9 protein-coding genes and 1 pseudogene are annotated in these 10,249 nt (G+C 60.9%); 3 read left to right on the top strand and 7 right to left on the bottom strand.

The genetic code is table 11. The features are described from left to right. Positions 1-182 precede the first annotated feature (182 nt). Positions 183-872 (top strand): phosphoribosylanthranilate isomerase, encoded by a 690-nt coding sequence (locus tag NW844_RS07980; RefSeq protein WP_414334858.1) that lies wholly within the window; start codon positions 183-185, stop codon positions 870-872. Here the strand turns inward: NW844_RS07980 and NW844_RS07975 are convergent. From NW844_RS07975 to rbfA, 5 genes and pseudogenes are all read right to left on the bottom strand, one after another. Then, a complete protein-coding gene (locus tag NW844_RS07975) occupies positions 869-1,531 on the bottom strand; it encodes a DUF4115 domain-containing protein (protein WP_414334859.1) in 663 nt (220 codons plus the stop codon). The two genes, NW844_RS07980 and NW844_RS07975, sit on opposite strands and share 4 nt — an antisense overlap. Continuing rightward, positions 1,529-1,762: pseudogene (locus tag NW844_RS07970) on the bottom strand (helix-turn-helix domain-containing protein); the annotation flags it as partial. The pseudogene NW844_RS07970 and the gene NW844_RS07975, both read right to left, overlap by 3 nt. 112 nt (positions 1,763-1,874) lie before the next feature. After that, positions 1,875-2,693: a pseudouridine synthase gene (locus NW844_RS07965; protein ID WP_414334857.1), complete on the bottom strand. Its 819-nt coding sequence runs from the start codon at positions 2,691-2,693 to the stop codon at positions 1,875-1,877. A gap of 40 nt (positions 2,694-2,733) precedes the next feature. After that, on the bottom strand, positions 2,734-3,243 hold the full coding sequence (locus NW844_RS07960) for a hypothetical protein (RefSeq protein ID WP_414334856.1): 510 nt from the start codon (positions 3,241-3,243) through the stop codon (positions 2,734-2,736). Positions 3,244-3,614: 371 nt separating this feature from the next. Next, a complete protein-coding gene (gene rbfA / locus NW844_RS07955; protein WP_414334855.1) occupies positions 3,615-4,043 on the bottom strand; it encodes a 30S ribosome-binding factor RbfA in 429 nt (142 codons plus the stop codon). A 192-nt stretch (positions 4,044-4,235) separates the two neighbouring features. Between rbfA and NW844_RS07950 the strand changes: the two genes are divergently transcribed. Together NW844_RS07950 and NW844_RS07945 are read left to right on the top strand one after the other, a co-directional pair. After that, entirely contained in the window at positions 4,236-4,451 is a 216-nt protein-coding gene (locus NW844_RS07950; protein WP_414334854.1) for a hypothetical protein, read from the top strand. 112 nt (positions 4,452-4,563) lie between these two features. Further along, entirely contained in the window at positions 4,564-6,027 is a 1,464-nt protein-coding gene (locus NW844_RS07945; RefSeq protein WP_414334853.1) for a cryptochrome/photolyase family protein, read from the top strand. A gap of 210 nt (positions 6,028-6,237) precedes the next feature. Here the strand turns inward: NW844_RS07945 and NW844_RS07940 are convergent, their stop codons facing one another. Then, positions 6,238-7,575 (bottom strand): alkaline phosphatase, encoded by a 1,338-nt coding sequence (locus NW844_RS07940; RefSeq protein ID WP_414334852.1) that lies wholly within the window; start codon positions 7,573-7,575, stop codon positions 6,238-6,240. Between the two features lie 236 nt (positions 7,576-7,811). Beyond that, positions 7,812-10,184: a DUF3488 and DUF4129 domain-containing transglutaminase family protein gene (locus NW844_RS07935; protein WP_414334851.1), complete on the bottom strand. Its 2,373-nt coding sequence runs from the start codon at positions 10,182-10,184 to the stop codon at positions 7,812-7,814. Between the last annotated feature and the right edge of the window lie 65 nt (positions 10,185-10,249).

Raw genomic sequence — 10,249 nt, 5'->3', positions numbered from 1 at the left:
CCCTCACCCCCAGCCCCTCTCCCTGAGGGACTCCCTCACCCCCAGCCCCTCTCCCTGAGGGAGAGGGGAGTTGGAGGGGCGCGTTTGCGACAGCGTTGCGTAGCAATAACGGCATAACGAACCGTTTCGTTGCTATTGGATTTGAAGTGACTGGGGTAGGTTGATTGTCGGAAGGGATCCCAATGGGCCAGTTGTTTGTCAAAATCTGCGGGATCACCCGTCAGGATCAGGCGGAGGCCATTGCCGCGTTGGGGGTGAGCGCTCTTGGGTTTATTGCTGTGCCCGATACGCCTCGCTATTTGCCCCTACAGGAAATGGCCCGCTGGGTGGGATCTCTGCCCGGCCCTGTGGAAAAAGTGGGGGTCTTTCTGGATCAGGATCCCCGCGTCATCGCCGCCTGGGTGGAAGCGGTGGGCCTCACGGCCATCCAGTTGCACGGCCAGGAATCCCCCCAGGATTGTCGGCAGTTGGGGGAATGGCTGCCCGGGATCCGCCGCATCAAGGCCTTGCGCATTCGCCACCCGGCGGATCTGGAAGGAGCCAATCTCTACCGAGACTGTGTAGAGGGGCTGCTCTTGGATGCCTATCACCCCCAACAGGCGGGTGGAACGGGGCAAACCCTCAATTGGCCGGAACTGGCCCACCGATCCCTGCCCTTGCCTTGGCTGCTGGCCGGTGGGTTGAAACCGGACAATGTGCGGCAGGCCCTCAGCCACCTTCAGCCCAACGGCATCGATCTCTCCAGCGGTGTGGAACGCCGGCCAGGCGATAAAGACATCGACAAAGTCCGGCACCTGTTGCAGCAGCTCCGCTCCCAAGGGTGGGAGATCGCTTCCGGGTGGCCACTGACACATGATAGGCCGGATCCCTAGCGCAGGGACTGAATATCCAACCCCGGCTCAAACATCAGTTCTTTCACTTCTCCAAACCGGCCCATCACCCCAAGCTCCCGGTCGTTAAAGGTCACCAACACACCGCCCGCATTGCCGGTACGCAAAACAATCGATTGCTCCGCTTCCCAATTCAACTCGGCCCCTGGCTGTAAGGTAGCCTCGAAAACCGTTTGCCCATCGGCAATGACCCGCAACCAGGAGGGGCGCTCGACAACGCGGATGTCCAGACGCACCGGCTTGCGCCCCACTCCCCCTGAGTAGGCTTCCAATATCTCGGGAAAAACGCCTTGAATGCGCGTCCATTGGTCAAGGGTGGGAAACAGTTGGCGGGCCGTAGGCTGAGCTGCCGGCAGGGTGCGATCCGGAGAGTTGGCAGCAGGGGGTTGCTGGCCGGATCCCTCTCGGCCAATCCTCGGCAGGCTCACCAGCCAACGCCCAAAGGGATTGCCTGTGCCTTCCAAAAGAGCCGATAATCCCCCCACTGCCAGCACGACCAGCACCACATAGGCGACCCAAAGGTGGAGAGGGCGCAGGGCAAAGGCGGGCTGCCCACCAGCAGCCAGAAGGGGAGCAGATCCAGGGGGCGTTTTGGCCGATAGAAGTGGAAGAGCCTGCCGAGACAGGGCTTCGCCATCCAACCCCAAATAGTTGGCATAGTGCTTGAGAAACCCTTGCACATAGACCGGCTCCGGCAACCGGCTCAAATCGGCTTCCTCCAGCGCCTGTAGATACTGGGAGCGAATAAAGGTATCGTTGGCTACTTCGCTTAACGTCAGGCCCCGTGCCTCCCGTGTTTGCCGCAGCAGGGATCCCAGGGCTTCCAATCGCGTTAGCGGGACGGAGTCCTTAGAGTGTGCTGACTCTTGCATCGTTTGGTCACCTGTGGAAGAGAGGAAGCTGGTTTACAAGCAGCCCCAAATTGTCAGCAGACAAGAAGATACAGCCGCAAGCCGTTCTGTCCTTTTCTCCCCGTACCCAACATTATGAAGAAGGACGGGAAGAGAAAAAAGAGGCGATCTTGGGCAGAGCTGAGCTGTCGGCGGCGGCAAACGGGGCCAGCAAGGCCTGAACCTCTTGGGGATCCAACTGGCGGAACTGGCCTGCCCTCAGATTGCCCAGACGTACTGGGCCGATGGCTTCCCGATGCAAGGCCAGCACCGGATGCCCAAGCTGCTCTGCCACCCGCCGAATTTGTCGGTTGCGTCCCTCAAACAAAACTATCCTCAGCCAGGAGGAATCGGGATGCTTTCTCTGCCCGGAATCGGGGGCAGAACAAAACTCCACTTCCGCCGGCAGAGTGGTGTACCCCTCTAAGTCTACTCCGTCTCGCCACTGTTGCAGGGTGGCCTGGCTCGGATGTCCCTGTACCTGGACTCGATAGGTTTTGGGCAGATGGTAGCGCGGATGGGTTAGCTTCAGTGTCAGGTCACCATCGTTGGTGAGCAGCAAAGCGCCACTGCTATCGACATCCAGTCGGCCCACGGGATAGAGGCGGATCTGTCGGTTCCAGGGTGGGGGAAGCAGATCCAGCACTGTCTTGCGTCCCCAGGGATCCTTACAGGTGGACAAGACCCCCAGCGGCTTGTGCAGAAGCAAAACGTGGCGGGCCGGATCCCTGCAAGAGATTGGCCGCCCATCCACCTCGACGCAATCCTGTTCCGGATCAGCCTTAAAGCCCAGCTCGGTGACCACTTTCCCATTCACCCGAATGCGACCCGCCAGGATCCAGGCTTCCACCTGGCGACGAGAGGCCAAGCCCTGCTGAGCCAAAAGCTTCTGGAGCCGTTGGGGTTTTGCCATGGGGATTGAACGGCAAAAGCAGCAACCGAAGCTGAGGGTGCTAGGCAGCGGAGTCTTCGGGATTGGAGAGCCGGTCGGGCAAATCGACGGCATTGGGGGGCAACAGCAGCATTGCCGACTTCGACCCTGAGCTATCTCCTAAAGAATAGCTGAGGCCACAATCAAATTCTTCTGCCAGCCGGCAGACTTCCTTGAGATCTCCCACCGACCAGATGCTCCAACTGCTGCGAATCTGGTTATCTACCCACACTTCCACACGGTTGCCCTCGATGTGAATGATGCGCTTGGGGTTGATTTCTGAAACGCGGCCTGTAGACTCAGCCAAGGCCTCCGGCCCGCTGACGCCAACGGAAGATTTTTGCCTCAAAGCCCCCAGAGCAGCCATTAACTGCGGCAGAGCCAGTAAAAGGTGCTGAGTGGCTTGTTGGGGTTGCCCTTTCAAGCAGGAAACCAAAGCTTCGGCAACACTCTGGTTCAGAGCCTGCAGAGCTTGGAGAGGGGTGGCACCTGCCAGGGCGGGATCCGGTTGCAGTGGGCTTTGAACATCCATGAAAAGGCAGAAAAGGCATGGACAGAAACTTTACAGCCCTTTCGCAGGTTCGCTACAGCGACGCTGATGCCTTCGCGTTATCAGTGGGCGGCACTATTGCGACTCCCAGTTGGGATAGAGCGCTCTGGTGGTCGTTTAGGCGTGCCGCAGGCATTGATCCTGTTCAGGTAACCACGGGAAGGGCTGTGTAGTTTCTTCAGCCTAACAAATCCAAAAACTTCTCGGTGAGAAAACCTGGCTTTGACATTGTCCGCGTCGCCGCGAAGCCGTTGGCCATCAGGGTAGATTCTTTGCTCTCTTGTGCACAGCAGGCTGAGCTTTAGCGCAGATCCCCCAAGGTGGCACGAAAGTGGGCAGCCATTGTTGTTTGCTCAATTGTCTTCTTCACCCCCGGCGGTGTCCTCCATCGTTTCCTCAACCCCGGGCTCCTCCTGTTGTTGAGCCTCGGCAGGCGGTCTCAGTTGGTTGAGCAGGGTCAGAACCCGGGATCCCCGCTCCAAAGAGCGATCCTGCAAAAACACCACCGTCGGCACCCGTCGCAGGCCGAGGCGCTGGCCAATTTCCCGCCGCACGAAGGGAGTGGCAGAGGCCAGCCCCTCCATGGTCTGCTGCTGGGCCGCTTCATCGCCATAGATGCTGACGAAGATGCGGGCATTTTGCAAGTCATTGGAAACCTCGACATCCACAATGCTGACCATGCCCGCCCCCACGCGGTCATCTTTGATCTCCGAGAGCAGGATTTGGCTGACCTCCCGTTTGATCAGCTCGGCTACCCGTGCCACCCGTCGCGCTGTCGCCATTTTTGGATACCTAGGTTACCGCTCATCCGCAAACCGGCTCTGGCCGGTGTGGAGCAGAGTCCTCGTCGGCTCGATCCCCAGAACAGTAGCCGATGCTACGAGCATCTCTCTCTTCTACCTTTATCTTGAATCCATGTCCACCTTGCCTTGAGTATGAATACCTAAAGCCATCGATGGATGGATGGAGACGTGATGATCAAGACGCCAGAGGCCCTGCGGCGCTCCATTGAGCAGTTTATGCTGAATGTCACAGAGCCGCTTGACCCCTTGCTCTCCCTGAAGCTAACTCAATTGGTGGTGATGTTGGGGGATACAGCTTATGCAATGGGGTACAGCGATGGCCAACAAAAGCCAGATGAACGCTGCCGCTATTGTCCCAGCCGGCTGCTCGACCGTCCAGAGATTTGACAGAGCCCTTTAAGGTTCTTCATAGTCTAGCTCCTGGCTGTCCAGGAGGGGGGAATGAGTTGAAAGGGGTGGTGGGAACCGGCCAAGATGGGATCCCGTCCCTCAGTAGCCTATGACTTCCCCGGTTTTGATTTGGCACCGTCGCGATCTGCGGCTAGCAGACAACACAGCCCTACACGCGGCGGCGCAGCGCAGCCCGCAGGTGGTGCCGGTTTTCGTTTTCGACCCGCAGGTTTTGCAGCGGGCGGATATGGCCCCGGCCAGGGTGGCGTTTCTCCTCCAGGCATTGCAGGAGCTGCAGGAGCGCTACGCCCAGATGGGGATCCCGCTCCTCTGGCGGCGGGGGGATCCGGCGGTGGAGCTGCGGCAGTTGGCCACCGAGCTGGGGGCGCAGGCCGTGTTTTGGAACGAGGATCTGGATCCCTTGGCCCGGCAGCAGGAGAGTCAGGTGCGGGCCAGCTTGACGGAAGCCGGGATCCCGTCTTTTTCTTACCAAGATATGCTGCTGCACGGTCCGGGGGAAGTGGTGACCCAGGCGGGGGATCCCTACTCGGTTTTTACCCCTTTCTGGCGCCGCTGGTCCAGCTTGCCTAAGCCGGATCCCTTCCCCACTCCCAAGGAGCTCCAGCCGCTGCCAAGCCTGAAAGCTCAACCTCTGCCCAGCTTGGCGGATCTGGGCTTTGTCTGCGAGCAGCGGATCCCGGCGGCAGGCGAGAGGGCAGCTCAAGCGCTGCTGGAGGATTTTTGTCAGGGCCTGCGCATTTTGGACTACGAGCAGGCCCGCAATTTTCCGGCTGAACAGGGTACCTCTCTCCTCAGTCCCCACCTGTGCTGGGGAACCATCGGCATTCGTCAGGTGTGGCAGGCCACGCGGGAGGTGGAAGCAGAGGTGCGCAGTGAAGAGGCCGAAAGCAGCCTGCAAACTTGGCGGCAGGAGCTGTGCTGGCGCGAGTTTTACAAGCATGTCCTGGCCCACTGGCCCCACGTGGAGAGCGGCGCCTACCGGCGAGCTTTTGATGCGCTGGAGTGGGGCAACCGGCAGGACTGGTTTCAGGCCTGGTGCTCCGGACAGACGGGTTACCCCATCGTGGATGCGGCCATGCGCCAGCTCAACGAGACCGGCTGGATGCACAACCGCTGCCGCATGATCGTGGCCAGCTTTCTGACCAAAGATCTGCTCATCGACTGGCGCTGGGGAGAGCGCTACTTTATGCAGAAGCTGGTGGACGGGGATCTGGCCGCCAACAACGGCGGCTGGCAGTGGAGCGCCGGTGTGGGCACGGATCCCAGGCCGCTGCGCATCTTCAACCCGGCCACCCAGGCAGCCCGCTACGACCCGGAAGGGGAGTACATCCGTCGCTACCTGCCGGAGCTGGCGGGGCTAGATACCCCGGCTTTGCTGTGGGTGGGGGAGGATCCCAAGGGATCCTGGGCCCTACAGGAGCGGCGGCGCTGCGGCTACCCGGATCCCATCGTGGATCACAAGGTGCAGCAGCAGGAGTTCAAGCGGCGCTACCAGGCGGTGCAGCAGAGGCGTTCTCAGCCGGCCCAGGGCAGACTATCCACTCTTTCCTAGCTCTGGACAAGACGTGGCAAGGACTTCCCTCACCCCCAACCCCTCTCCCTCAGGGACTCCCTCACCCCCAACCCCTCTCCCTGAGGGAGAGGGGAGTTAGAGCAGCGCGTTCGCGACAGCGTTGCGTTAATGACTTATGGAAATGAAAAGGGGATCGCCTGGATCCCCTCGGTCTTCAGAAGTTCGGAGCCAATGCCGGGTTGCCTGAGACTACGGCTTCAGCTCGCTGGGGATGCGCTCCCCGAAGAGAACTGTGTAGAGAATGCGGTAGATGTCGGTGTTCAGGATCCCGGTGGTGGGCACCAGCTCTTGGGCGTTCAGGCCCGCCGCGCGGGCGATAACTCCACTGCCGGCGTCGTCTCCAGTGGCCCACGCCACCGCAAAGGGGCGGCGGTTGCCGTTCTTGTCGGGTGCTGAAACAAATGGCTTCGTACCCGTGCCCTCGACGCCATCGATGGGGGCGCCGCTTTCTTCGGGGTCAGTGGGGGGCAGCGGCTCATCGGCAGACTCCACATCCACCAACTGCATCCCGCCGGCGTTGCTGTCGCTGGTGGTGATCATGAAGGTTTTGGGATTCTTCTCGATGAAGTTAAGAATTACCCCAATGGCATCGTCAGCCCGCTTCATGGCCTCCAGGCAGCCGGAAGCATTGAGGTTGTTGCACATGTTGTCGGTGCCCTCTTCCTCAATGACGGCGAAGAAGCCCTTGGGATTGCGGGAGATCCGCTCTAGGGCAAACTGCGTCATCTCGGCAATGGTGGGTGCGCTGGCGATGTAGTTGGGCAAGTTTTCTTTGCGCAGCTCTTCTTCAGGTTTGTCGTAGAAGGTGTCCTCTACGTTGAACACCCCCAAAACCTTGGCGGCATCCGCCGGCAGCTTCAGCAGCTCGTCGCGGGTATAGACGACGGCATACCCTTTTTTCTTGGCTTCCTCGATGAGGTTGCGGCCATCCTTGCGCTTCCCTTGGCCAAAGCGCCCCTGGACGCCTTCCGGCAACAGCCATTCCTCACCGGCCCCCAGGATGATGTCTACCCCCGACTCCACCACTTCCAGGGCAATCTCCTCGTAGTCGCTGCGCTTGGGAGCTTCAGCCACAAAAGCAGCCGTCCCCGGCTCGATGATGGATCCCGACTGCACCAGAGCCGTGCCCAGGCCTGCCTCAATGGCATCTTCCATAATTGTGTTCAGGGTGCCGTTGGCCGAGGGATACTCTTTGCCGTCGGGATCCAAGCCAAAAGTCGCGCCATGCACGCGAGTGCCTGTGGCATGCGTCACCGCCCCGCCGTTGGAGGTTCCACCCAACAGGTCAAGGTGATGGCCACGATAGGTGGTGATGACAGGCAGGCGATCCCAGTTCAAGAAGCCATCCGGGCCGTAGTGGAGAATGCGGGTGATGTCCCAGTGGGAGGCCGAAGTGCCATCGGGGTGGAAAAAGATCGCCCCGTTGCCGGTCGGCTTTGGCGCCGCCTGGGCCAGGCTAGAAAAAAGGGAAGAGGACAGCAGGCACAGCGTTGCGGCCAAAGCTGCCCTCAGAGAATAGTTACGCATAGTAAACCTGCCCTTGCTTGTTCAAGGCTGAACGTCAAGAAAAGTAACACAGCCTTGGAGCACTTAGCAAGGGCTAGGCTAAACCTGAGGGCAGAGCTCACTTGTAGCGATGGCCTGCCGCCCCAGTCTATGGCAGGGTCTATACCTAGAGTTAACTATCTCTTAACCCCTTCATAATGTCAAGGCTTCTCGTAGAGCTCTTGGGAGACTTGCGCCAGGACATAGCCGTCTTCCGGTCAAGCGGCTCTTTTGGGGGCAAGGGAGGAATTTTGGGTCTGCCAGGCCTGCCTAAGCTGTCTGAGGCATTGTTGCCAACGCCGCAGTTCCCCGGCTTCCAGCGCGATCCCGCCAAAGCGCACCTCCAGGTAGCGCTGCAGGAACTGGATGGCCAGCTCGGCCTGGGGCAAATCGGAGTGGCGCAAGTGTTCTAGGCAGGCTTCCGGCCCCAGGTGGGCTGGGATCCCCACTGCCGTCGCCAGCTCCCGCAGTTGGAGGTAAAGTCTGGAGATTGCCTGGCGGCGCCGCTGCGATTTGGGCAGGGCCGTCGGGATCCAGCGCATGCCGGCAAAGGCCAGACTTGGCAGCAGGATCCCGATCATCCAGGTGGGCCATTCTGGGGGCGGCTGCCACAGGGATCCCATCACCACTCCATTGCCAAGTGTGGCCAAGAGGATCCATCCCCCATCCCGCCAGTGCAAAGCCTGGTAGCGGCGGCGGCGGCCCCAGTAGGCCGTGAAGCCGGTGATCAAAATCACCCCCAGCAGCGGCAGGCTGTTCTGTTGCAGCCTTTGCCCCCAGCCCACCAGACCGCGACGGAAGGCGGCGGCAACATCCTCTCGATCGGAAGAGACCGCTACTGCACTGGCGATCTCCTGAATCTGCCGCCAGATCTGCCGCTGGGTGGATAGGTCGTACTGGATGACGTACTTAAACCAACGGAAGCGCAGGCTGTCGTAAAAATCTTGCAGGGGATCCCACCAGCTTTGCCGCTGGCTAACATTGGCCTCTGGCGGCGTGGCGTCGAAGAGGATCCATCCATAGGGGCCAAAGGGGATCTCCGTCCAAGAATGGGCATCGGCGTTGCGCACCGCCAGGTACTTTTCCTGCGCCACCCAGCGCCCGCCCAAAAAGCCATTGACCACGCGGGCCGGGATGCCAATGCTGCGGGCCAGCACCGTCAGGGCGGTGGCAAAGTATTCGCAGTGGCCGCGGCGGTGGGTAAACAAAAAGGCCTCCAAAGGCGGTTCGGCCCCGGGATCCGGCAGATCCGTGGTGTAGGCGTAGTTCTCCAGCAGGTAGTTCTGCAGAGCTGTCGCCTTGCCAAAGACATCGGGGATCCCAGCCGTGATCTCCTCTGCCAATGCGGGAATGCGCGGATCCAGCTCTGCCGGCAGCTGCAGGTAGGCTGCCTGCTGGGCTGGGTCAAGAGCACTTAGCAACTCCGCCTGGCCGAGCTGGCGCAGGCGGGGCCCCAGATCGCGGGGGATCCAGCTCACGGCGCGGTAGAGATAGGGCAGCCGGGGGGGCAGGGAATGGCTCACATCCCCGCTCTCGTGCAGGAGCAGGCGGCGAGTTTGCCGTTGCCATGCCTGCTGAGGGGTCATCGCCCCCCCCCGATCCAACCACTCCACCTCCAGCAGCGGCGCCACCCCAAAGACGGTGTTGGTGGCCAGCGGCTCTAGGTAGATAAGCTGCTCCAGGGGGAGGAACTGGAGGTCGCTAGCGGTGGGGATCAAGGGGGAAGCCGAGAGGGCAAAGACCCCTGCTGCAGTGGGGAAAATCGGGATCGCGCGGTTCAGCGTCCGCGACCAAGCCCGCCCGTCGTAGCGATCAAAGCTGATCCCCCGCCAGTAGAGGGACTCCACCTGAGGCGGCACCCCCGCCGGGAACTCCACCCGCATAACAACAGTGCTGTCGGTCTTGAGGGTGCCGAACTCCCCCAGGCTGACTTCCTCGGCAAAGCCAGTGGTCATCACCGGCGAGCGGGCCTGCCGGCCTAGGAGCCCCAAGCTAAGGCGCGGAAAGAGGAAAAACAAAACCACCGCGAGAAGGGTTGCCAGCAAAGCCAGGGATCCAAGCAACCCCAGAAAGTTGAGGTCGATCCCGCGGACTTGGGTGGCCGCCTGGGGGTGCTGCTCCGCCTGCAGGCGCAGGTGATAGAGGGTGAGGTTAACCAGCCCCACCCCCACATACAGCAGGAATAAAAACCCAAAGCTGATGTCCTCGTTAAAGAGGGTGGCGATGGCCATCAGAAGCAAAGACAACACCGCCAACTGAATGTGGTCGGCTGCCCGCTCCCGCTGAAACAACTTGGCCCCCGTAAGGTAGAGCACCAGGCCTATGGCCCCATCCGAAAGCGGCAGCACGCCCGCAAGCACCAGGGCCGCCAGGCTGACCAGCACGCTCACCGTCAGGGGCATCCACAGGGGCGCATAGCGGGCAAAGCTAATGCGGGGCGGCTCCCAAAACCAACTGGCAGCCCCCGCTGCCAAGCAGAGGGCGATAACCGCCGGCGACAGGGCCTGATCTCCCAGACAAAGGGCGGCAAAGGCGATCCCCACCAGCAGGTAGATGAAGAGCTTTTGGACGGCAAGCAGTGGCCAGGTCATGGGCTAGGTTGCTTCGGGATCCCTCAAGTGGCCCTTCCAAGATAGCCAAGTCTTTCCTCTTCTCC

Origin of the sequence: Synechococcus sp. H55.2, assembly GCF_047462495.1 — a bacterium.
In the GTDB taxonomy this organism is placed as follows: Bacteria; Cyanobacteriota; Cyanobacteriia; order Thermostichales; family Thermostichaceae; genus Thermostichus.
Note: the sequence above shows the minus strand (reverse complement) of the source record. Positions and strands in the feature narration are given on the sequence as shown.

Coding starts and splice junctions, on each gene's coding strand:
- NW844_RS07980 (WP_414334858.1), top strand. CDS start 183: ATGGGCCAGTTGTTTGTCAAAATCTGCGGGATCACCCGTCAGGATCAG.
- NW844_RS07965 (WP_414334857.1), bottom strand. CDS start 2,693: ATGGCAAAACCCCAACGGCTCCAGAAGCTTTTGGCTCAGCAGGGCTTG.
- NW844_RS07960 (WP_414334856.1), bottom strand. CDS start 3,243: ATGGATGTTCAAAGCCCACTGCAACCGGATCCCGCCCTGGCAGGTGCC.
- rbfA (WP_414334855.1), bottom strand. CDS start 4,043: ATGGCGACAGCGCGACGGGTGGCACGGGTAGCCGAGCTGATCAAACGG.
- NW844_RS07950 (WP_414334854.1), top strand. CDS start 4,236: ATGATCAAGACGCCAGAGGCCCTGCGGCGCTCCATTGAGCAGTTTATG.
- NW844_RS07945 (WP_414334853.1), top strand. CDS start 4,564: ATGACTTCCCCGGTTTTGATTTGGCACCGTCGCGATCTGCGGCTAGCA.
- NW844_RS07940 (WP_414334852.1), bottom strand. CDS start 7,575: ATGCGTAACTATTCTCTGAGGGCAGCTTTGGCCGCAACGCTGTGCCTG.
- NW844_RS07935 (WP_414334851.1), bottom strand. CDS start 10,184: ATGACCTGGCCACTGCTTGCCGTCCAAAAGCTCTTCATCTACCTGCTG.